The sequence below is a fragment of the Umezawaea sp. NPDC059074 genome, from assembly GCF_042738955.1.
Lineage (GTDB): Bacteria > Actinomycetota > Actinomycetes > Mycobacteriales > Pseudonocardiaceae > Umezawaea.
The window spans coordinates 1-22,746 of sequence record NZ_JBHYHC010000145.1 but is presented as its reverse complement, the minus strand read 5'-3'; the positions used below and the strand labels follow the sequence as shown (position 1 = coordinate 22,746).

Here is a 22,746-nt window from a genome sequence, read left to right as displayed (position 1 = left end):
CCCCACCCTCTTTCGCTTTGTCACGGCGTCTTTCCCCCCTTGACAAAGCGAAAGAGGGTGGGATAATTGGCGCAACCGGGGGTTCAGCCCTCGAACTCAAAAGCCTTCCAAGCAAGGAACCGTGAGCGGCCGAGGGGCGGAACTCCCGGCCGCTCACGGTCTTCCCCTACGGAGCTCCCAACTTCCCCAGGAGTTCCGTACGCGTGCGCTCGATGTCAGCGCCGAGTTCGAGCACGGCCTTCGCCGTCCCAGCCGACAACTCCGACCGGGCCACCGTCAACGACTCCTGGAAATGCGCCCGGAACGTCTCCAGCATCCGGTCGTCGAACGACTTCCCCTGCGACTGGTCCAACGCCTTCAACTCAAGCTCCGTGATCATGCCGGGCATGTCGTGGCCTTCGTGCTGGTTGGTGTTGGTCAACCCGGCCCCACCCAGCACCGAGTTGAGCTTCGCCAACTCCGCCCGGTACCGGTCGTCCACGCTCTGCGCGAGCGCGATCAACCGCGGATCAGCCCCAGGCCGCTTGAGCGTCAACTCCGCAGCAGCCAGAGCCGACTCGTTCTGCGGGATGGCGAGTTCCACGAACGCCACGTCCGTGGGCGTCAGTTCACCGGACGGCGGCGCGCTGATCGGACTCGACACACCCGCCGGCCCAAGATCCTCAGCCGCAGCCCCACCACACCCAGCGGCGAGCAAGCACACCGCCGCCACAACCACGACCCTCACCTTCAGCATCACGGATTCCCGTTGTGGCCGCACTTGACGATCCGGTTGATGCAGTCGCGCACCCGCCGACCCATCTCCACCTCGGGCCAGCCGTTCATGAAGTCGATGTGGTACGTGTAGCCGGGCCCCGAGGACAGCTTGATCCGCGAAGCGTCCACACCGGACACCGGGTAGTTCACGACCTGCCGGATCTTGGGGATCGGCACCGGGTGCGTCGCCGGGCAGACACCGGGGTGCACCGGGTACGACATGTGCGACTTGTGGTCGGGCGAGTCGAGGTTCTTGCCGTCCCAGCACTGCGGGAAGTCCAGGTAGGACTGGAGCCGCGCACCGGCCGGGCAGGAGACGAAGTCCTTGCCCGGAGTCACGCTCGCGCCGTTGCAGTCCCAGCGCGACTTCGACGTGTTGTCGTCCGAGCTGGTGGCCTTCGCGTTGCCCGCGATCATCCGCAACCCCGCCGGGATCGGCTGGATCTTCTTCGTGACCTCGTCCTGCACGCCTTCACCGAGGTAGTAGAACGTCGACGTGGGCGGGTCGACCGGCTGGCCGTCGACCAGCAGGGTCGGCGTCCAGTACGCGGACTTGTCCTCGACCGGGTTGCACTTGGTGTCGGCGACCATCAGCGAGTCGTTCGTGGACTGCGCGTCGGTCGAGGTGTTGCCGAAGAACGTGTGCAGGTGCGAGGCGCCCGCGAGCTTCGGGAAGACGATCGGGTCGTCGGGGAGGCGGTGGCTGAACCCGCACTCCGCCACGAACTCCGCGACGTGCACGGCGTTCGGCGGGATCGGCTTCTGCGGCGGCAGCGCGACGCCGCCGGTCGAGGTGCCGGGAGCCGAGGTCGACGTGCCCGCGGCCGACGATGACGTCGACGTTCCGACCGTCGTCGTGGTCGGCGACACGGCGGTGGTGCCCGCCGACGACGTGGACGTGCCGGTCTGCGCGGGCGGCGGGGTCGTGCCGTTCGACGCGCCCGCCTTGCCGTAGACCTCGAACTCCCACAGCGACACGCCGTACTGGCTGGAGCGCTTGGTGGCGTTGAGCTTCACGTACCGGCCGGACGCGGACACGTCCACGGTCTCGACGCCGCCCTTGCCGTCCTTGACGGTCGCGACGGTCCCCCAGGACGAGCCGTCCTTGGACGTCTGGATCGTGAAGTCCTTGGCGAACGCGCGCTCCCAGTTCAGCACGACCTTGGAGATCGCCGACTCGGAGCCGAGGTCGACCTGGATCCACTGCGGGTCCTGGAAGGCGCTGGACCAGCGGCTCGTGGTGTCGCCGTCGACGGCGTTGCGGGCGGCCCAGTGCTCGCCCTCGACGGAGGACGCGGTGGCGGCCTTGCCCTTGGACAGCAGGGCGGGCGGCGGGTCGGAGGGGGCGGCGAGGATCGCGGTCACGGTGACCGCGGAGCCGGCGACGGCGACCGCGGCGAGCACCGCGAGGCGGCCTCTCCAGCGCTTGAAGGCAGACGGGGGCATGACGTGGGTCATGGCTATGCGGTCCTTTCGACCGGCACGGGGCATGCCGGAGGAAGCGTCGGTGCATGGGGGAAGGGGGAGAACGACGAGCTCAGCCCGCGTCGCGGTACGCCTCGCCCGCCTGGTTGGGGGTGCCGCCGGGCAGGTAGAGGCCGGTGCCCGTCGGTTTGTCCGCGGGGAGTGCGAACCAGGCGTACCGCTCCACGTACGGGAGGCTTTCCAGCATCGCGCTGGAACCACGTGCGAAAGCCGCTTCTTCTTGCAGACTCGGGAAGCGCGGCGAGCCGCCCGAGAAGTCGATGAGCGCGTACTCGGTCAACCACACCGGTTTGCCGTACCGGGCGTGGACGGCCTCTATGTAGCTCTTGAGCTGGCCGACGGCGGCAGCGCTGAAGTCGCCGCCGTACCAGTGGATCGGGATGAAGTCGACGCGCAGCCCGCGCTGGGCCGCGCCGGTCATGAACCGGTCGAGCCAGCCGCCCGCCTTGTCACCGCCGACGCCGACGCTCGGCGCGCCGAGCCGCAGCCCGGTCTCCTGGAGCTTGGGCCACAGGTCGAGCGCCCGTTCCGGCGTCATGTTGGACTGCTCGGCGAAGTCCGGCTCGTTGAAGCCGAGCAGCGCCTTGCCGTTCGCCTTGGCGCGGTCCAGGTTGGCCTGGTCCATGGACTTCTCGCCCCAGATCATCGGGACGAACTCCACGTTCGGCGGGGCCGTGACGCCTTCGGGCGTCGAGCCCCAGGTGTAGTACCAGCCCGCGCGCACGTCGCCGAGCGCCTTGGTGACGCCGTCGAAGTTCCACGTGCTGACGCCCTTCTTCACCGACGCCACCACGGGCTTGGCGGGTGGCGGCGGGGCGGGCGCGACGGTCGTGGTCGTGGTCGGCGGGACGGACGACGAGCTGGGGGGCGGCGAGGGCGCGGTCTCCGCGGGCAGGATGCTCGTGGGCGGCGCGGCGCTCGTGGTCACGGACACCGCCTGCGCCACGGGTTCCTCGCTCGACGGCAGCACGACGGTCACCGCGACGCCCGCGGCGATCACCGCGGCCGCGGCGGCGGCGATCGGCTTGACGAGCGCGCCCTGGAGGAACAGCGCGACCTTGCCGGTGACGACCGGGGCCGTGCCGACCTGGGTGAGGGCGGCGGACGTGCTGGTCGCGGCCAGCAGCGGCTGGGTGAGCCCGAGCGCGGCGGGCAGCGGCACCAGCGGCAGGCGGGCGATCAGCCCCTCCACGGCCGCGAGGTCGGTGGTCACCCGCTCGCACTGGCGGCAGCTCCGGGTGTGGCGGGCGATCCGCTTGCGCCACAACGCGCTCGGGTCGCCGTCCCAGTCGGCGACGACCTCGGCGAGCTCGGCGCAGCGGGGCTGCTTCTCCAGCGCCCGCACCACGATCCGGGCCGCGTCGAGCTGGCCCTTCACCCGCTGCACCCGCACGGCGGTGTGCTGTGGAGTGAGGTTCAGCGCGTCGGCCACCTCGGTGCGGGTCAGCCGCCCGGCCGCCTCCAGCCACCACAGCGACAGCAGTTCGCGCTCGTCCTCGCTGAGCCAGCGGGTCGCGGCGACGACCTCGCGGCGCTGGCCGGACAGCTGGAGCCGCATGATCGTCAGGTCGACGAAGTCCGCGCCGGGGTCGGCCAGGTCCTCGGGCACCTCGCCGGTGACCGGGACGCGCTGGTGGGCGCGGTGGCGTTCGCGGATCTGGTTCATCGCGATCACCACGAGCCACGACCGGAACCCGGCCGGGTCGCGCAGCGACGACAGCCCGTTCACCGCGCGGAGCATCGTCTCCTGGACGACGTCGTCGGTGTCGGCGTGACCGCCCAGCGCGTGCCCGACGATGTTGTAGACCAGGGGCAGGTACCCCGCGACCAGCTCGTCCAGGGCGCGCTGGTCGCCGTCGCGTGCGGCCATCACCGTCACGACGCCGGGTTCCACGGGTACCGCCATGCCCACCTCACTCGCCGCGTTCCAGGTCCTCTGACCAGGAGATGTCCCTGGTAGTCGGAGATAACGAGAAAATCTCGCCGACTTTTTCCCGAGTGCCCCGCGGCCCGGTCCGATCAGCGGAGGGCGGCCCCGCTGACCTGGCGTTCGAACGCCAGCAGGTGCCGCTTGCGCTCGATGCCGCCACCGTAACCCGTGAGGTCGCCGGTCGACCCCACCACCCGGTGGCACGGCACGATGATGCCGACCGGGTTCTTGCCGTTGGCCAGGCCGACTGCCCGCGCGGCGGACGGGTTGCCCAGGCGCGCGGCCAGCTCGCCGTAGGAGATCGTTTCGCCGTAAGGGATCTTGACCAGTTCGTCCCAGACGGACCGCTGGAACGGCGTGCCGCGCAAGGACAGCGGCAGGTCGAAGTCGGTGCGCTCGCCCTCGAAGTACTCCTCCAGCTGGGCCGCGGCGGCGGCGAACGGCGTGGCGTCGCGCTCGCCGAACCGCTCCTCCGGCGGGCGGTGGCGCTGCTCGTGCAGGTACACGCCGGACAGGCGGCCCTCCGTCGAGACCAGGGTGAGCAGGCCGATGGGGCTGTCGACGGTGGTGTGGACGGTCATGTGTCCTCTTCGGTCAGGTGGGCATCCGGTTGACCGCGTGGTCACCGGTGGCCCACAGGTGCTGGACGGCGTAGGCCCGCCACGGGGACCACTGCGCCGAACGGCGGATCAGCTCGGCGGGCTTGGTCGGCAGACCGAGCGGTTCGGCGGCGAGCTTCACGCCGAGGTCGGTGGCGACGAAGGCGTCCGGGTCGCCGAGCGCGCGCATGGCGATCGTCTCGACGGTCCACGGCCCGATGCCCGGCAGCGCCCCGAGTTCGGCGCGGGCCCGGTCCCAGTCGCCGCCGATGTCCAGGTCCAGGTCCGGCAGGGCGGCGATCAGGCCGAGCATCGTGGCCCGCCTGGTGCGCGGCATGGCCAACGACTCGGGGTCCAGTTCGGCGAGCGCCTCGGTGGTGGGGAACAGGTGCGTGAGGCCGCCGTCGCGGTCGGTGATCGGCTCGCCGTGCGCTTGGACGAGCCGGGCCGCGTGCGTGCGGGCGGCGGCCGTGGACACCTGCTGGCCGAGGACCGCGCGGATCGCGAACTCCTCCGGGTCCGTGGTGCGCGGCACCCGCCTGCCGGGGTCCTTGCGCACCAGCGGCGCGAGCACCGGGTCGGTGGCGAGCTGGTCGTCCACGGCCACCGGGTCCGCGTCCAGGTCGAGCAGCCAGCGGCAGCGGTTGATGGCCGTGGTCAGGTCGCGCAGGTCGGTCAGCGCGAGACGGCAGTCGACGTACTCCGGCTCCGGCCGCAGGGTCGCGATGCCGTGGCCGTGCGGCAGGCGCAGCGTCCGGCGGTACGCGCCGTCCCGCCACTCCTCCACGCCCGGCACGCCGGTCGCGACGAGGTGCCCGAACAGGTTGTCCGGGCACAGCGGGCGGCGGAACGGCAGCCGCAGCGACAGCACGCCGGGCGTCTGCGCCCCCGGCTTCTTCGCGCGGGCGCGGAGTTCGCTCGGCGTCAGCGCGTAGACCTCGCGGACGGTGTCGTTGAACGTCCGCACGCTGGCGAACCCGGAGGCGTGCGCCACGTCAGCGAGGGGCAGGGTCGTGGTCTCGATGAGCAGCCGGGCGGTCTGGGCGCGTTGAGCGCGCGCCAACGCCAACGGACCCGCGCCCAGTTCGGCGAGCAGCTGGCGCTCGATCTGCCGGACGCTGTACCCGAGGTGCGCCGCCAGCCCCGGCACGCCCTCCCGGTCGACCAGCCCGTCCCCGATCATCCGCACCGCCCTGGCCACCAGGTCGGCCCGCTCGTTCCACCGGGGCGACCCCGGCGACGTGTCCGGCCTGCACCGCTTGCACGCCCGGAACCCCGCCTGCTGCGCGGACGCGGCACTGGGGTGGAACACCATGTTCTCGACCTTGGGCGGCGCCACCGGACAGCTGGGGCGGCAGTAGATCCCGGTGGTCCGCACAGCGATGAAGAACCACCCGTCGAACCGCGCGTCCCTCGACCGAACGGCACGGACGCAACGCTCGTGGTCGGTGTGCATGTCCCAAGTCTGCGCGAGCGAGCCGCCCACCGCTCGCGAGAAAACGACATCGAGCTTCTAGGGCGTCACACCGGGGAGTCGGGACTCCAAGTACGCCTTGCCGACCTTCTTCGGGACCACCATGAGCCACGCGTCGATGATCAACTCGTGCAGCTCCTCCACGGACAACGCGGACATGGACCCGTGGACCCAGTTGAAGCGGAGGTCGGACTCACGGGGCATCGAGAACACCTCCGGCCTGCTCGCGACGAGGAACTCGCGCTCCTCCTTGGGGAAGCCGAAACCGAGGGTCAGCTCGTCCGGGGACAGGGCGGCGTAGACGATCGCGCCGACCCGGAACTTCGGGCGGTCTCGGACAAGGTGTTCCGAGCTGCGCGGGAGGGTCCGGGTCAGGCGTCGTAGGTCTTCTCCTGTTGCCACAAGGGCATTCTTACTTGCTCGCGTGCTCCACGGCCCACGAGAGCGCCTTGTCCGCCACGGCTTCCCAGCCGGGCTGGCCGACGGTGTAGTGGGTGCGGTCGGGGAACTCGAAGTACTCGGTCACGGCCGGGGACTTGTGGTAGCGGTGGACGTTCTCCTTGTTCAGCGCGGCGGGGACGATGTGGTCGTTGCCGCCCGCGATGAACAGCAGCGGGGCGCGGTCGCGGGTGAAGTCGACCTTGGTGGCGGCTTTGGGGTTGAAGTTCGCGAAGGCGCCCTGGAACAGGACCCGTGCGGCGGCCGGGACGTGGTAGCGGTCGTAGACCTCGCGCGACTCGGCCTCGGTCAGCGAGTTGGTGAACGCGTAGTGGAACTGGGCCGGGGTCAGCGGGACCGCGCGCTTCGCGTTGCCGGGGTTGGAGAGCACCGGCGAGGCGGACTTGAGGGTGGACAGCGGCAGCCGCAGGACGCCCTTCACCGGACCGGAGTCGATGGCCACGCCCGCGACGCCGAGGCCGCGGTCGAGCAGGAGCTGGGTGAACGTGCCGCCGAAGGAGTGGCCCATGATGATCGGCGGCTTGTCGAGCGCCCGGATGACGGTCTCGTAGTGGTCGACGATCTCCTTGATCCCCAGGCCTTCCAGCGGCGACGGGTCCTTGCGCAGGGCCTCCGCGCCGACCTCCAGGCCGGGCCACGCCGGGGCGATGACCGTGAAGCCGAGGGCTTCGTAGCGCTCGATCCACTTCTCCCAGCTCAGGGGCGTCATCCAGAGGCCGTGGACCAGGACGATCGTGTCGGCTGTCGCGGTCGGGCGGATGGCTTCGGCACTCATGGCTGGCGCTCCCGTTAACGTTGATGAAACAGAACGTTCTGTTTCGTTATGAGCGTGACCGTAGCCCCGCAGGGACCGTGCGTCAAGCCAAAACGAGACAGAACGTTCTGTTAACCTGGAGGCATGGGGACGTCCACCACCGGCCGCAGGTCAGCGGCACGCGAACGCCTGCTGGAGACGGCGAGGCAGGTCTTCTACGCCAGGGGGATCAACGGGATCAGCGTCGACGAGGTCATCGCCTCCGCCGACGTCAGCCGGGCCACGTTCTACCGGCACTTCCCCGGCAAGGACGACCTCGTCCGCGCCTACCTCCAGGAGGAGGACCGGTCGATCCGGGAACGGGTCGACGGTGCCGCGAAAGCGGCGGCGAACCCCTCGGAAGTGCTGCACCTGCTGGTGCTGGGCTTGGACGAGCAGATCTGCGGCGCGGGTTTCAGGGGGTGCCCGTTCATCAACGCGGCCGCCGAGTATCCCGATCCGGCGCACCCCGTTCGCGAAGTCGTGGCGGAGCACCGGACGTGGTTCATAAACGCTGTTACTGAACTCGTCACGGCGATTGGCCACCCCAATCCCGAACGGGCGGCGCGGGCCGTGGTCATGCTGCGCGACGGCGCGATGGTGGGCGGATATCTCGACGACCCGAAAGCGACCGGCGACAGCCTGGCCCACGCCGTGGACGCCGTCACGCGAAACCCGTCCTGAACGACCGCGGCCGCTACGGGAACCCCGAGGGCTCCCGTAGCGGCGCTCCGGCGGTCAGCGCGCGGCGGCCAGACGGGCCAGCCACGCCAACGGGATGTCGACACGTCCTCGGGTCCGCGAGTCGAGGACGAGCCGGAGCACCGGGCACGCCCGGACCCCACCGGCGGTGGGTAGGACCGCCGTCGGTCCGAGCGGCCTCCGGTCAGGTTGCCGCACCGTGCCAGCGACCGGGTCGCTCGACGCACGGCCGCTGAGAAGACCCCCAGGACCCCTCAGCGGACAACGCCCCGCGCCATTCGCGCGTCACCTTCGAAACCACGGGTATCAGGTCTCCTTCACAGCGACGGCGGATGAGCGGAACGTCGTGGAGCAGCTTGACAGAGCAAGTCGTTAGGCTGGACCGCCCAGAGTTTCCACGGCCGACAAAAGACCTGATCACATGTACTCGTCGGGTTTTCCGGTCCGGATCCACAACGGATGGCAGGCCAGCGGATGAGCAGTTCCGGTCCGGGGATGGGACCGCGCGGGGTGTTCGCCGAGAGGTTCGCCCTGCTCTACGCCGAGGCGGGCGACCCGCCCTTGAAGAAGGTCACCGAGTCGGTGGCGCGGGCCCGTCGCACCGACGAGCAGAACCGGCCCGTGCGGGCCACCGCGCAGCGCGTGAGCGACTGGCGCCGCGGCCGCAACGTGCCCGCCCGGTTCGCGGCCTTGTCCGTGGTACTGGAGGTCTTGATCGGTGAAGCCCGCAAAGTGCGGTCCGCGCCGGCGGTGCCGGACCTCTACGACGTGGCCGCCTGGCGGGCCCTCTGGCAGGAGGCCCAGGCGAGTCCGGCGGCCGGTTCCGACCCGTCCGAGGACGAGTCGCCCAGCGGCGAGATCGGCCTGTGCCCCTATCGCGGACTGGCCGCTTTCCGGCCGGAGGACTCCGGCTGGTTCTTCGGCAGGGAACGCAGCACGGCCGCGTTGGTGAGTCGTTTGGGAAACGCGGCGGACACCAGTGGAATCGTGATGCTCGTCGGCGCGTCCGGCGCCGGTAAATCCTCTCTCGTGCGCGCCGGAATGATTCCTTCCATCGCGCGCGGCGATCTGGGAATCGACGGTTCCGCGAAATGGCCGGTCGTTCTCATGACGCCCGGCGCGGATCCGCTGAAGGAATTGGCGCACCAGGTCCCGGAATTGGCGGACGCGCTCGACCTCGCGCTCGGCCACGACGGGATGGAGCCCGAGTCGGGCGCGGCGCAGGGGCTGGACGCGTTCATCAACCAGACCCTCATGGGCGTCCTGCGGTTCGCCACCCAGATCCGGGCGGCGTTCGCCGCGTTCGCCCGGCGGCACGACGCTGACCGGCTGGTGCTCGTCGTCGACCAGTTCGAGGAGGCCTTCACCCTCGGCGGCGACGAGGCGCGGCTCCAGGTGTTCGTGCAGGCGCTGCACGCCGCGTGCACCCCGACCCTGCCCGGCGGCACGCCCCCGGTGCTGGTGGTGCTGGGCGTCCGGGCCGACTTCTACGGCCGCTGCCTCGCCTACCCGGAGCTGGCCGACGCGTTGCAGGACCGGCAGATGGTGCTCGGCCCGATGACGTCGGCCGAGCTGCGCGAGGCGGTGTCGCGGCCCGCGAAGGCCGCCGGGCTGCAACTCGAACCCGGCCTGATCGAACTGATGCTGCGGGACCTCGGCGTGCGCGGCGGCAGGCCGCAGGGCAGGCAGGGCGCGTACGACGCCGGCGCGCTGCCGCTGCTGTCGCACGCGCTGCTCGCGACGTGGCAGCGCAGGCAGGGCGGCAAGCTCACCATCAGCGGCTACCGGGCGGCGGGCGGCATCCAGGGCGCGGTCGCGGCGACCGCCGAACGCGCGTGGGCCGACCTCGACCCGGCGGCGCAGCGGGCCGCGCGGCCGTTGCTGCTGCGGCTGGTCCGGGTCGGCGACGACACGCAGGACACCCGCAGGCGGTCCACCCGGTACGAGCTGGTGGACCAGGCGCCCAACCGGGCCGCCGCCGAGGAAGCGCTCGAGGTGCTGGCCAGGGCCCGGCTCGTGACGCTGGACGCGGGCTCGGTCGAGATCACCCACGAGGCCCTGCTCCAGGCGTGGCCGCGGCTGCGGGCCTGGGTCGACCAGGACCGCGAGGGCAGCCTGCTGCGCCAACGCCTGGAGGAGGACGCGGCCACGTGGGCGGCGCAGGACCGGGACTCCTCGCTGCTCTACCGCGGCGCCCGGCTGGAGACCGCGCGGCAGTGGGCCGACGGCGCCGGGCCGGGATCGCTGACGGCGACGGCGGGCGACTTCCTCGCCGTGTCCAGCCAGCAGCGCACCCGGTCGACGTGGCTCCGCCGCGCGGCCGTCGCCGTCGTGGTGGTGCTCGCGCTGATCGCGGGCACGGCCGCCGTGCTCGCGGTGCGGGAACGCGACGAGGCCGTGTTCCGCGGGGTCGTGGCGGAGGCGAACCGGCTCCAGGACAGCGATCCGTCGCTGTCCGCGCAGCTCGACCTGGTCGCGCACCGGATGCGGCCGGACGACCAGGACGTCTACACGCGGCTCGTGTCCACCGAGACGACCCCGCTGGCCATGCCGCTGACCGGGCACACCGGCGCGGTGTACCTGACGACGTTCAGCCCGGACGGCCGGACGCTCGCGACCGCGAGCTACGACAACACCGTGCGGCTGTGGGACGTCAGCGACCGCACGAACCCGCGTCCGCTGGGCGACCCGCTGGTCGGGCACACGAGCTGGGTCAGCTCCGCGGTGTTCTCCCCGGACGGCAAGACCCTGGCGTCCGCGGGCGACGACAAGACCGTCCGGCTGTGGGACCTCACCGACCTCGCCCACCCCACGCCGATCGGCGAACCGCTCCAGGGCCACGACGGCACGATCTACCTGCTCGCCTTCTCCCCCGACGGCAAGACGCTCGCCACCGCGAACGAGGAGAAGACGTCCCGGCTGTGGGACGTCACGGACCGCCAGCACCCCAAGCCCCTCGGCGACCCGTTGGGCCACCACGACGCCGCCGTCCGCTCGATCGCGTTCAACTCGGCCGGGACCGTGCTCGCGGTCGGCGGCGACGACAAGACGATCGTGCTGTGGGACGTCGCCGACCCCGCGAACCCCGCCGTGCTCTCCACCGTGGGCGGCTACGACTCGACCATCCACTCCGTCGCGTTCAGCCCGGACGGCAAGACCCTCGCCACCGGCAGCGACGACAAGACGGTCCGGCTCTGGAACGTGACCGACCCGGCCCGGCCGCAAGCGCTCGGCCGTCCCCTCACCGACCACAAGGACAGCGTGTGGTCCGTCGCGTTCAGCCCGGACGGGCGGCTGCTCGCCACCGGCAGCGCGGACAGCACCGCCCGGCTGTGGAACGTGACCGACCCGGCGCAGCCGCAGGCGCTCGGCCAACCGCTGTCCGGCCGCAACAGCATCGTGTTCGCCGTGGGGTTCAGCCCGGACGGGCGCAGCCTCGCGACCGGCAGCGCGGACCAGACCGTGCGGCTGTGGTCGCTGCCGCCGTCGGTGCTGGTCGGCCAGAGCGGGCAGACCGACACACCGACCTACAGCGCCGACGGCAAGCTGCTGATGACCGCCAGCGACGACCGCACGATCCGGCTCTGGAGCCTCGCCGACCCCAGCGGTCCGCGGGCGCTGGGGCAGCCGATCGTCGCGCACGGCGCGGCGGTGTGGAAGATCGCGCTCAGCCCAGACGGGAAGCTGCTCGCCTCCGGCGGCGAGGACCGGACCGTGCGGCTGTGGGACGTCAGCGACCCCGCGAACCCGAAGGCGGTGGGGGCGCCGCTCCAGGTGCAGACCCGGTTCATGGCGCGGGTCGGGTTCAGCCCGGACGGCCGTCTGCTGATCACCGGGAACGACGACAAGTCGTTGCAGCTGTGGGACATCTCGGACCCGGCCCGGCCGACGAAGGTGGGGCAGCCGATCACCGGCGCGGAGGGGTACGTCGAGTACGCCCAGTTCACCCCGGACGGCAGGACGCTCGTCACCGCCAGCGCCGACAAGGCGATCCGGCTCTACGACGTGACCGACCCGACCGCCGTGCGCAAGCTCGGCGCGCCCGTCTTCGGCCACACCGCGCCCATCCGCGGCGGAGCGCTGAGCCCCGACGGGCGCACCCTCGCCACGACCAGCGACGACAAGACCGTGCGGCTGTGGGACATCCGCGACCCCGCGAAGGTCAAGCAGATCGGCCTCCCGCTCGCCGGGCACACCGAGTCGGCCGTGTCGGCGGCGTTCAGCCCGGACGGCACCCGGCTCGCGACCTCCAGCGACGACAAGACGATCCGGCTGTGGGACGTGCACGACGTGACCAGGGCGACGCCGATCGGGCAGGCCCTGACCGGGCACGACGCCAGGGTCAGCGGCATCGCCTTCAGCCCGGACGGGCGCAGCCTGGCGTCCACGGGCTTCGACGCCACGGTCCGGTTGTGGGACCTCGACCGGAACCACGCGATCGACCGGATCTGCACCAGCACCAAGGGCGTGCTGACCGAGGACCTGTGGCAGCGGCACCTGACGCAGCTCGCCTACGACCCGCCGTGCCCGTAGCGGGTTCCACCCAGTGCGAGCGGGCGTTGACCCAGCGTGAGGTGGATCTTGGGCCGAACGGACGCCGAAGCCACTTCAGTCCGAGTAGCGGTCGGGCTCAAGCGGTCTGCGTAGGGTCCCGGCCATGCGTCTTCTTGCCAGGGTCGGCAGCCCGCACACCGTGGCCGTGGTCGTCACCGCGATCACCGCGCTCTACCTCCTCCTCGTGGTGCTCGGCAACGTCACCGACTACGGGACGAACAGGGCGTTCGTCGAGCACGTGTTCGCGATGGACACCACGTTCCAGTCGCCGAACACGCTGTGGCGGGCCATCACGTCCCCCGCGCTGGTGACGATCGCCTACGTCCTGATCATCGCGTGGGAGGCGGTGACGGCGCTGGTGCTGGTCGCGGCGGTCGTGGCGTGGGTGCGGGTCATCGGCGGCGGGCGCGACGCGACGACGGCCCGGCAGCTGTCGTCGGCGGGGCTCGCGATGCAGCTGCTGCTGTTCGGGGCCGGGTTCATCGCGATCGGCGGCGAGTGGTTCCAGATGTGGCAGTCGAAGTCGTGGAACGGCCTGGGGGCCGCGGTGCAGAACTTCACCGTCGCGGGCATCAGCCTGGTCCTCGTGCACGTCGTGGGCCGCGAGAAGGCCTGATCCGACTCCCCCCGCCCCACCCGGCGGGGGGACCTACAGGTCCACCAGCGCCGACGGGCGACCGAAGTGCGCGCCCGTCGCGGTGTCCGCGCCCGACGTCCGCCACCAGTCCGCCAGCTCCGGCGTGTCCACGCCGTCGACGAGCACCGCCGCGCCCGCCAGGTGCGCGACCGCCACCAGGTCCGCCAGCACGCGCGTCGTGATCGGGTTCCGCTCCGCGCACACGCCCCAGCGCGGCACGCGCACCTCGCGCACCGGCAGCGCCTCCAGGCAGGCGAACTCGCCCGCGGCCCCGGTGAAGCCGCCCATCGCCGTCCGCACGCCCGCGTCCGCCAGCACCGTCAGGTTGTCCACGGCGTCGTCGTCGTCCGCGACCAGCAGGCCCGCGGGCAGTCCGAGCCGCAACGACCCGGCGGGCAGCCCGGTGTCCGCGAGCACCCGCAGCACCGAGCCGACGAGGTCCGGGTCGGTCGCCTGTCCCGCCGCCAGGTGGACCGACAGCGGCAGGTCGAGGTCGGTGCGCTGCCGCCACCAGCGGAGCTGCTCGGCCGCGGTGCGCAGCAGCCACGTGCCCAGCGGCAGCACCAGACCGGTCTCCTCGGCCAGGTCGACGCATCGGTCGTGCTCGATGACGCCGTGGTCCGGGTGGTTCCAGCGCAGCAGCGCGGTCAGGCCGGTGATCCCGCCGCCCGCCAGCCGGTGCTCGGGCTGGAAGACGACGTCGATCTCGCCGGACTCCCACGCCCCCGGCATCACGGCCGCCAACCCGAGCCGCTCGCGGTCCGCCGCATCCCGGCCCGCGTCGTAGAGGCCCCACTGCCTGCGACCGCTCTTCTTGGCGCGGCGCAACGTCATGTGCGAGGCGCGGAGCAGTTCGACCGGGTCGAACGCGGGCGCCGGGCGGTCGACCACGCCGATGCTGGCGGACACCGCGATGCCGTGGCCGCCCACGTACAGCGGCTCGGCCAGCTCGTCGTTGATCCGGTTGACGGTCGTGACGACGTCCGGCGTGGTGGAGCAGTTCTCGACCAGCACGGCGAACTCGTCGCCCTCCAGGCGCGCGACCATCGCCCGCTCGGCCGCGAACGCGACCCGCAGGCGGTCCGCCACCGACTTCAGCAGGTGGTCGCCCGCCGCGCGGCCCAGCCCGTCCGTGACGACCGAGAACGCGTCCAGGTCGAGGTGGTAGAGGGTCACGCCGAACGCCGGATCCGCCTGGCGCAGCGTGGTTTCCAGGCGCGTGGTGAAGAACTGCCGGTTCGGCAGGCCGGTGAGCGCGTCGTGCAGCGCCTGGTGCGTGAGCTGGCTGCCGAGCAGCGTCAACTCGCTGACGTCCTCGACGATCGTGACGAACTGCCCCGGCTCCCCCGCCGCGTCCCGCAGCAGCGCCACGGCGAGCGTGCCGCGCACGACCTCGCCGTCCTCGCGCACCAGCCGCAACCGCAGCGGCACCCGCTGGTGCACGCCGTCGAGCAGGTCCCGGAGCGCGGCCCGCAGGTCGTCGGCGTCCTCGTGGTGCACCACGGAGTGCAGCGTCCGCCCCGCGAGGTCCGCGCCGACGATCTCCGCCAGCGCGTTGTTCGCGCGGACGAACGTGCCGTCCAACGCCGTCACGGCGATGCCGCTGGCCGAGGACGTGAACACCTCGTCCGCCAGCGCCTCGCTGACCTTGAGGTTCCACTGGGCGGCCTTCGCCGCCACCAGCAGCGCCTGGCTGACGCTCTCCTGCTGTTCGAGCACCACGCGCTGGACGGCCTCGACGTAGCCCGCGGCCACCGCGCCGAGCACGGCGAGGACCCGCTTGGTGCGCCCGTCGACGCACTGGAGCTCCGGCGAGGAGAGCAGGGCGGGCCCGAGGAGCTCCAGGGTCTCGCGCAGGCTCGCTGGAGCCGTGCAGTGCAGGTCGACGAGCCGGGACCCCGCGGCCGACGCCTGCTCGGGGGTGAACGGGTGCGCCACCACGGCGTCGTGCAGGCGGTGCACGAGCTGCCGCAGCTGGTGCTCCAGCTCCTCCGGCGGGAGGGGGATGTACGCCGTGGAGCGGAGGGCCGCCGCCCACTTGCGGGCGAGCTTGCGCCGCTCCCGCCTACCGGTGCCGGGAGCGATCCGCACGTCTTCGGGGAGGGCTGAGCTCATGCCACCTTGCCTGCTGGGGGGACAGGACGGCTGGGGTTCAGGTGGCCCACGCCGCCGCGGAACCATACCCGCGGAACCTGTGCGCCGCCTATGAATGTCCCCCACGCGGGTGGAATCCCGCTGCTCACGGTCACCGTGCGCACCACCAGCACCAAATCCGGTCCTCACCCGACGGAGTTGGGCGTCCCCGGACGACGATGGGGTGTGAGCGAACCGCGGGTGGCACCCGATCCGGCGTTCGCAGTGCTCGAGCTGTACGACGAGGCGCTGCCGCAGGTGTACGGGTACCTGCTGGCCAGGTGCGGGAACCGGGTGGTGGCCGAGGAGTTGACGTCCGAGACGTTCCTCGCCGCCGTCCGGGGCGCGCGCGACGGCGGGCCGGTCAGCACGGCGTGGCTGATCGGCGTGGCCCGGCACAAGCTCGTCGACCACTGGCGGCGGGTCGAGCGCGAGCACCGCGGGCTGCGGCAGGTGTACGAGGAACAACCGGTCACGGACCCGTGGGACGGGTTCGTGGACACGCTGCACGCGCACGCCGTGCTGGCGGAACTGGGCGCGCACCACCGGTGCGCGCTGACGTTGCGGTACCTGGACGGCCTGCCGGTCGCCGAGGTCGCCCGGTGCCTCGGCCGGACCGTGCACGCCACCGAGGCGCTGCTGACCAGGGCCCGCGCCGCGTTCCGGCGGGCGTACGCGGGAGGCCGTGATGACTGACCCGTTCGACGCCCTCCGCCTGCCGGTCACGCCGGTCGCCCCGTCCCCGGACTTCGCCGCCCGCCTGCGGGCCCGCTTGGAAGACGCCGTCCTCGATCGTCCCGTTGGAGGAGCCATGACCACGTCCGCACTGACCCCGTACCTGGCCGTCACCGACGCCCGCGCGGCGCTCGACTTCTACGTGGAGGTGTTCGGCGCGACCCGGCGTGGCGACCCGATCGTCATGGACGACGGCCGCGTCGGCCACGCCGAACTCGCCTTCGGCGACTCGGTGATGATGTTGTCCGAGGAGTTCCCCGACCTGGGCCACATCGCCCCCACCACGAGCCACCCGTCGTACCGCCTGGAGGTGCACGACCTGGACACCGCGGTGTCCCGCGCCCTGACCAGGGGCTCGACCCTGCTGCGCCCCGTGGGCGACACCGGCCACGGCAGGGGCGCCACCGTCCTGGACCCGTTCGGCCACCGCTGGCTCCTGGCCGAACCCGAGCCCGTGCACGGGACGCTGGGCTACCACACGTTCCAGGTGCCGGACGCGGAAGCGGCGAAGACGTTCTACGGAGCGGTGCTGGGGTGGCGGTTCACGCCGGGGAGGGTGGAGAACGGGTGGCAGATCGACGGGACGGGCGGCATGGCCGGGCTGTGGGGAGGGCAGGGGCAGATCGGCTGGAAGCTCATGTACGCCGTGCGCGACCTCGAAGCGGCCCTGACCGCGGTGCGCACGCACGGGGGGACGGCGGGCGACATCGAGTCCCAGCCCTACGGCCTGTCCGCCGAGTGCACCGACGACCAGGGCATCGAGTTCTGGCTCTGGCAGCCGTGAGGTGCGGCTGAACGGACCGTTCACGCCCACCCGAGGGCATGAACGGTCCGTTCACCTGCGGATTCGGAGGGTGGCGGGAAGACGCGGGGCGGGCTTGGGTGAACGGCCCGTTCACAAGCGAGTGCCGGGAAGGCCTCCTGCTCGAGGCCCGACACGGGCGAGACCGCACCCGCCCTCGACTCCTGCATGAACGGACCGTTCACGCGGGGCTTCCGAAAGAGGCTCGCGCAGCAACCCGACCCGCCGCCCTCCGCACTCGAGCCCGGCATGAACGGACCGTTCACCACGGGGTATCCAGAAGAAGTGCCCGCAAAAGAGCCTGCCAGGAGGCGCCCGCTTGGCCACCCGCCGCCAGGCCCCCGACACGAACGGACCGTTCGGCCTCAGAAAGGCCAACACAGGGCCGTTCGCTCTGCGCCGCCGAAGACCCCGGTGTGAACGGGCCGTTCACAGCCAACCTCCGGCGGGCATTCGCAAGGAAGCCCACGCGGAAGATCAAGTCGGGTCACTCCCGCCGCACTACCGCCAAGTCCCCGACACGAACGGACCGTTCAACCTCGGGAGTGCCGACCGGGGGCGTTCGCTCTTGCGCCCCGCCGCCAAGAGCCTGGTGTGAACGGACCGCTCGCTGCTGGGCCTCCCGTCAGCGGCCCGGCACAGGGGCAAGGCCGGTCGTTAACCGCCGCCCAACCTTCGGTGCGAACGGACCGTTCACACCGAACCCGCCATGGCTGGCCCGGTGCAAGGGTCGCTGCACCAACCCGCCGCCCGACACAGGCGTGAACGGGCCGTTCACAAGCAAACCCCAGAGAAGGCGTCGGAGGGAAACCCGGCCAAGACCCCACCACCAACCCCCGCGTGAGCGGGCCGTTCACCAAGCCCTCAGGGGAGGATTTCCCTTAGTTGGGCGAGTAGTTCGCCGCGGCTGGTGCAGCCGAGGCGTTGGCGGATGCGGGCCATGTGGTGTTCGACTGTCTTCGCGGAGATGAACAGGCGGTCGCCCACCTGCTTGTACGTCATCCCCGCGACCACCAGGTCGGCCACTTCGCGTTCCCGGTCGCTGAGTTGGGCCGCTTCCGGTGACGGGGCGGGGTCGGTCGTCGGGGTGGTCGTGGGTTTCTTCTGGCTGGTGGGGCGGCCTTGGAGAAGGCGGGCGCAGTCCAGGAGTCTGACCATGGCCTGGCGGTCGGTGGTGCGTATCGCGGCTTGGCCCGCCAGGCGTGCGCCGTCCCACCACTGGCCCGCGGCGTGGAGGCCGCGGGCGGCCTCCTCCACGCGGTCGGGTTCCACCTTGCCCGCGAGGACGTCGAGCCAGGCCTCGGCGGCGTCCGAGACGATCGCGTTGTAGCGGGTGCGGTCGCGGTGGGTGGCCAGGGCCGCCGCGTGTTCCTCCGCCACGTCGGTCTGCTCGGCGATGATCGCGGCGTGCAGGCCGCTCCAGTGCAGGGGCACGGCCCACAAGGGTGGGTCGCCGAGGGAGCGGAGCAGGGTTCGGGCGGCCGTGAGGTGCGGGGCCAGGCGGTGTTCGTCGCGGAGTCGGGCCGCGGCCGCGGCGAACTCGCCCAGCGGCAGGAACGTGAACAGGTCCACGGGGTGCCGCAGCACGGCTTCGCAGGCCTGTTCCCAGGTGCGCTTCACCGTGGCCAGGTCGCTGTTGCGGCGAGCGATGCCGATCTCCAGCGCGACGGCGAACAGCCAGTCGCGCGGTTCGAGGCGCTTGCCGCTCTTCTTCAACGCCACCAGGCAGTCCTTGGCCTCGACCAGGTTGCCCCGGACCATCGCGATCCACGCCCGCAGCACCACGTGCCGGATGGTCATCAGCGTGCCGCCCACGCCCGCCGCCGCGGCGCGGTCCAGCACGGACTCGGCGACGCCGGACTCGCCGCAGTGCAACGCCACCAGCGCCGCCAGCGCGGCGGGGCTGTCGGGTAGGAGGGCCGCGCGGCCGACGGGTTCGAGGAGGCCCGACGCGCGGACCAAAGTGGACAGTGCCGTCATCGGCTCGGCGACGACCGACTCGCGCATCCCCTGCGCCATCAGGGCCGCCGCGCCGTCGAACGACGTGGGCGGGGCGGTCGGCAGCGCGAGGTCGCCGGGCACGTGGCCGGTGCCGACGCGGCCGACCACGGCGAACGCGGCGGCGGACGGCGTGGTCGACCAGCGGTACAGCTCGGTGCTGCGCGCGAGCTGGCCGCGGTGGGCCAGCGCGACCGCGGCGACCTCGGCGGCCTGCGCGCGGTGGGGTGATTCCGGGCCGGTGATGACCTGGTCGGCCAAGCGCAGTGCGGCGTCCAGGTCGCCCGCCATCGCGGACGCCGTGGCCCAGCGGGAGGCGACGTCGGCGTTCGGCGCGCCCGCGGCGGCGCTGGCGGCCAGCAGGCGCGCGGCCAGCGCGGGGTCGGCGTCGAGGGCTTCGGCGGCGGCGGTCTGGAACGCGTCCGCGATGCCGGGGCCGCCGACGCCCGTGCCGATCAGGGGCCGCACCAGGTCGAGGACCGGGCCGCCGGACGCGAGTTGCAGTTCGGCGAGGCGCTGGCGCACGGCGATGCGGCGCTCGGCCCGGCTCAGCAGCGCCACGGCTCGGCGCGCCAACGGCACCAGCGTGCCGTCCTGGGCGAGCAGACCGGTGGCGCGACCGGCGTCGATCACCTCGCCCACGGCGTCGAAGTCCTTGTCCAGCAACGATCCCAGCAGGTCCAGCCGCAGTCCCGCGCCCGCCTCGGCGGCGAGCAGGAACTTCTGCAGGTCGCCGTCGAGCCAGTCCAGCTCCGGCCGGAACGCGGTCACGGCCTCGGCCGTCACCTCGGCCGTGGTCAGCCCCGCGAGGCGTTCCACGAACCTCGGCACGCCCCCGGTCTGCTGGTGCACGAAGTCGACCACCGCGCGGGACGTGCCTGCGGGCAGGTACTCCTTGACCTGGTCCTTGGTGAACGCCGTCGGCATCAGCGCGCGCCACCGGCCCGCGGACTCGGCCAGCAGCCGCTGCCGGGGCCACGGCCGGTAGGCCACGACGAGCCGCGGGTCGTCGGCGTCCACCAGGTCGCGGAGCTGCTTCTCGTCCAGCAGGTGCGCGTCGTCCACGAGGCGCACGCTCTCCCCGGCGTAGACCCGTTCGATCTCGCGCAGGATCGCCGTCTTGCCGTAGCCGCCGGGCGCGACCACGCCCAGGCGCAGCGGCGCTGTCGGGTCGGCGGCGATGTCGGCCAGGAGCTGACGGGTCGCGTCGTCCGGGAGGAGCGCTGGGTGCGTCGTCGATCGGTGGCTCAACGGCCGTCCTCGTCGTCGGTGCTCGGGGTGCCGCGGCGCGATCCCGCGGGTTTGAGGCCGCGCACGACCCGCTGCACGGGGCCGCGCGGCAGGTCGAGCGGGGTGATGTCGACCGGTGGTCGGGGTGGTGGGGCGGTGAACTCGTCGTCGGTCAGGCCGAGTTCGCCGACCGGGAACCGCAGCGACGGGTCGTCGAAGCGGCGCAGGACCGAGGTCTCGCGGGGTTCGGGTTCGGCGTCGGGGCCTTCGACGACGCGGCGGGCGACCAGCGCGGCCCCCTTGACCACGGACGTCTCCGGCGCGGCCTCGATGGCGATCCGGCCGCGCAGCGCGCCCGCCACGGTCTCGGCGATCAGCGGGATCCGGGCGCTGCCGCCGACCAGCAGCACCACGTCCGGGTCGCCGTGCGCGGTGGTCGTGCGGACGAGCGTGTCGACGGCGAGGTCGACGCCCGCGCGGATCAGGTCCTCGAACCTGGGCCGGGTCAGCCGCACCTCGCGCACGCCGTCGGCCAGGTGCACCGGCACCACGACCTCGGACAGCGCCGAGAGCGCGCGCTTCGCGGCCTCGGCGTCGAAGCGCAGCCGGGCCAGCACCTGCGCGACCCACGGGTCGGCGGGGTCGAGGTCGGTCAGCTCGCGGCCGAGTTCCGCCCGCACGTGGCCGACGACGGCGTCGTCGAAGTCGACGCCGGTGTGGTGGTCGTAGCCCTCGGCGGTGCCGACGAGCTCCGGCGCGGAGTCCAGCGCGCGGCGGACGACGGAGCTGGCGAAGGCGTGGCTGCCGATGCTGACGACGGCCAGCACGTCACCGCCGCCGCCCGCGGCGAGGTGGTTCTCCACGGCCGCGAGGGGCTCGGCGACCAGCGTGCAGCGGTCCAGGCCGACCAGCCGCAACGCCTGCGCGAACAGCTCCTTGCGGTGTGCGCCCCAGTCGGCGGGGTGGGTCACGGCGACGTGGGTCGCCGGTCCGCCCTCGCGCTCGGCGACCTGGCCCGCGACCCACATGACCAGCAGCGCGGTGAGGTCTTCCGGCGTCACCCACTCCTGGCCGAGCAGGACGGGCACCTCGTCGCCGATCCGCCGGGCGAACCCGGTGGCGGTCAGCCACGGGTCACCGGCCTCGCCGACGGCGTACTCGCCGTCCGGGGTGAGCCGCAACGACGACGCGACACCGCCGCCGGGGCCGCCGAGCCCGACCACCTCGACCTCCGGCCTGCCCACGCGGGCGAGGCGGCAGATCGCGGCCGCGGTGCGGGTGGCGCCCACATCGACCCCAAGGACGTAGGGCAACTCCGGGACTCCTCACTCACCTGTTCGTACCAGTCCTGTGTACGTACACCCGTGATCATTCGCTCACAAGCACGGCCCCTAATCCCCTAGGGGGTGAACGAAAACCACCCCATCGTGGATACGGCATCTACTGGGAGTGATCCCCGATGGCGGCGAACCCCCCAGCTCCTACCTTTGTCCCCAGTGCCGGAACCGCAGTTCTCCCGGCTCCCTGACACCCCGCATGACCCTTGGAGATCACCAGTGAGCTCGAACACGCTGCACGAATTCGTCCTCGGTCTGCTCAGCGACCCGACCGCGCTGGCCGACTTCCAGAACGACGCCGAGGGTGCTCTCGGCGCGGCCGGACTGGGCGACATCAGTGCGGTCGACGTGCAGGAGGTCCTGCCCCTGGTCCTCGACTACGTGCCCGCCGGGAGCCTGCCCGCTCTCGACGGCTCCGTGCTCTCGGACCTCCCCCTGGACGTCGACGTGGACGGCCCCGCCGCCGCGATCAGCCAGCTCCACGCCGTCACGCAGCTCGTCGGCGTGAGCACGACGGACGTCAACCTCGCGGCCACGGGTGCCATCGCGGCCGACGAGAACGGCCTGGAGGCCTTCACCGGCCTGTCCGCGTGGGGCCTGGCGGACGCGGCGGGCGCGGCCGACATCAAGCTCCCCGGTGACTTCTCCGCGGTGAACGACGTGACCGGCTCCCTGGACGGGGCGTTGGACACCGCGACCGGTCTCGCAGACCCGGCGACGGGCGCACTCCACGGCGCCACCGCCCCCCTGAGTGGGGTCACCGGCGCGCTGCCGGGCGCGGAAGGGCTGACCTCCTCCGTGTTCGGACCGACCGACACCCTCCACGGTGTCGTCGACGGCGTGACCGGTGGCCTCACCGACGGTCTCGACCTGGGCCACACCCTCGACGTCGGCGGTCTCCACGACGTCGCGTTCACCACCTCGGCCCCGATCGGCGCCGACACCCTGGGCGCCGTCGGCGGCGACCTCGCGTCGCACTCGGCCGTGGGCAGCGTCGTGAGCAACGTCACGGACGGCCTGCACGACGCGCACCTCCCCGGCGCCGACCTCCACGGCGTCACCGACCTGCTGTTCTGATCTCGTTTCGATCTCGTTGCGCTACCGGGGGTCGGTTCCGTCCAC

General features: G+C 72.2%; 16 protein-coding genes. 6 read left to right on the top strand and 10 right to left on the bottom strand.

The features are described 5' to 3' along the window. Positions 1–166: 166 nt before the first annotated feature. The 7 genes from ACFWW9_RS39155 to ACFWW9_RS39125 form a co-directional block, all read right to left on the bottom strand. A complete protein-coding gene (locus ACFWW9_RS39155; RefSeq protein WP_390387621.1) occupies positions 167–643 on the bottom strand; it encodes a DUF305 domain-containing protein in 477 nt (158 codons plus the stop codon). A gap of 92 nt (positions 644–735) precedes the next feature. After that, positions 736–2,214, bottom strand: coding sequence for a DUF1996 domain-containing protein (locus tag ACFWW9_RS39150; RefSeq protein WP_390387619.1), 1,479 nt, complete (start codon positions 2,212–2,214; stop codon positions 736–738). 79 nt (positions 2,215–2,293) lie between these two features. Continuing rightward, the gene (locus tag ACFWW9_RS39145; RefSeq protein ID WP_390387618.1) at positions 2,294–4,147 is read right to left on the bottom strand and encodes a sigma-70 family RNA polymerase sigma factor; all 1,854 of its coding nucleotides are present in this window, start codon (positions 4,145–4,147) and stop codon (positions 2,294–2,296) included. 113 nt (positions 4,148–4,260) lie between these two features. Further along, on the bottom strand, positions 4,261–4,752 hold the full coding sequence (locus ACFWW9_RS39140) for a methylated-DNA--[protein]-cysteine S-methyltransferase (protein WP_390387617.1): 492 nt from the start codon (positions 4,750–4,752) through the stop codon (positions 4,261–4,263). A 13-nt stretch (positions 4,753–4,765) separates the two neighbouring features. Next, on the bottom strand, positions 4,766–6,226 hold the full coding sequence (locus ACFWW9_RS39135) for an AlkA N-terminal domain-containing protein (protein ID WP_390387616.1): 1,461 nt from the start codon (positions 6,224–6,226) through the stop codon (positions 4,766–4,768). 57 nt (positions 6,227–6,283) lie between these two features. Next, positions 6,284–6,646: an MmcQ/YjbR family DNA-binding protein gene (locus ACFWW9_RS39130; protein WP_390387615.1), complete on the bottom strand. Its 363-nt coding sequence runs from the start codon at positions 6,644–6,646 to the stop codon at positions 6,284–6,286. Between the two features lie 10 nt (positions 6,647–6,656). After that, entirely contained in the window at positions 6,657–7,478 is an 822-nt protein-coding gene (locus tag ACFWW9_RS39125) for an alpha/beta hydrolase (RefSeq protein WP_390387613.1), read from the bottom strand. Between the two features lie 123 nt (positions 7,479–7,601). On the opposite strand from ACFWW9_RS39125, the gene ACFWW9_RS39120 reads away from it, so the two are divergent. The 3 genes from ACFWW9_RS39120 (at position 7,602) to ACFWW9_RS39110 (ending at position 13,368) form a co-directional block, all read left to right on the top strand. Further along, on the top strand, positions 7,602–8,180 hold the full coding sequence (locus ACFWW9_RS39120; RefSeq protein WP_390387612.1) for a TetR/AcrR family transcriptional regulator: 579 nt from the start codon (positions 7,602–7,604) through the stop codon (positions 8,178–8,180). 492 nt (positions 8,181–8,672) lie between these two features. After that, positions 8,673–12,731, top strand: a complete 4,059-nt coding sequence (locus tag ACFWW9_RS39115; protein WP_390387611.1) for an AAA family ATPase — start codon at positions 8,673–8,675, stop codon at positions 12,729–12,731. A 124-nt stretch (positions 12,732–12,855) separates the two neighbouring features. Continuing rightward, positions 12,856–13,368 carry a DUF2165 domain-containing protein gene (locus ACFWW9_RS39110; protein ID WP_390387610.1) on the top strand — a complete coding sequence of 171 codons (513 nt, stop codon included), beginning with the start codon at positions 12,856–12,858 and terminating at the stop codon, positions 13,366–13,368. A gap of 33 nt (positions 13,369–13,401) precedes the next feature. On the opposite strand, the gene ACFWW9_RS39105 is transcribed toward ACFWW9_RS39110, so the two are convergent. Next, on the bottom strand, positions 13,402–15,504 hold the full coding sequence (locus tag ACFWW9_RS39105; RefSeq protein WP_390387609.1) for a putative bifunctional diguanylate cyclase/phosphodiesterase: 2,103 nt from the start codon (positions 15,502–15,504) through the stop codon (positions 13,402–13,404). Between the two features lie 204 nt (positions 15,505–15,708). Between ACFWW9_RS39105 and ACFWW9_RS39100 the strand changes: the two genes are divergently transcribed. Together ACFWW9_RS39100 and ACFWW9_RS39095 are read left to right on the top strand one after the other, a co-directional pair. Continuing rightward, positions 15,709–16,218, top strand: coding sequence for an RNA polymerase sigma factor (locus tag ACFWW9_RS39100; RefSeq protein ID WP_390387608.1), 510 nt, complete (start codon positions 15,709–15,711; stop codon positions 16,216–16,218). Continuing rightward, positions 16,211–17,041, top strand: a complete 831-nt coding sequence (locus tag ACFWW9_RS39095) for a VOC family protein (protein ID WP_390387607.1) — start codon at positions 16,211–16,213, stop codon at positions 17,039–17,041. Before ACFWW9_RS39100 ends, ACFWW9_RS39095 begins: the two co-directional genes overlap by 8 nt. An 882-nt stretch (positions 17,042–17,923) precedes the next feature. Here ACFWW9_RS39095 and ACFWW9_RS39090 read toward each other — a convergent pair. Continuing rightward, positions 17,924–20,308 carry a LuxR C-terminal-related transcriptional regulator gene (locus tag ACFWW9_RS39090; protein WP_390387605.1) on the bottom strand — a complete coding sequence of 795 codons (2,385 nt, stop codon included), beginning with the start codon at positions 20,306–20,308 and terminating at the stop codon, positions 17,924–17,926. Further along, positions 20,305–21,600, bottom strand: a complete 1,296-nt coding sequence (locus ACFWW9_RS39085) for an Hsp70 family protein (RefSeq protein WP_390387604.1) — start codon at positions 21,598–21,600, stop codon at positions 20,305–20,307. Before ACFWW9_RS39085 ends, ACFWW9_RS39090 begins: the two co-directional genes overlap by 4 nt. A 243-nt stretch (positions 21,601–21,843) precedes the next feature. On the opposite strand from ACFWW9_RS39085, the gene ACFWW9_RS39080 reads away from it, so the two are divergent. Next, on the top strand, positions 21,844–22,701 hold the full coding sequence (locus tag ACFWW9_RS39080) for an IniB N-terminal domain-containing protein (protein WP_390387602.1): 858 nt from the start codon (positions 21,844–21,846) through the stop codon (positions 22,699–22,701). The last annotated feature ends 45 nt before the right edge of the window (positions 22,702–22,746 follow it).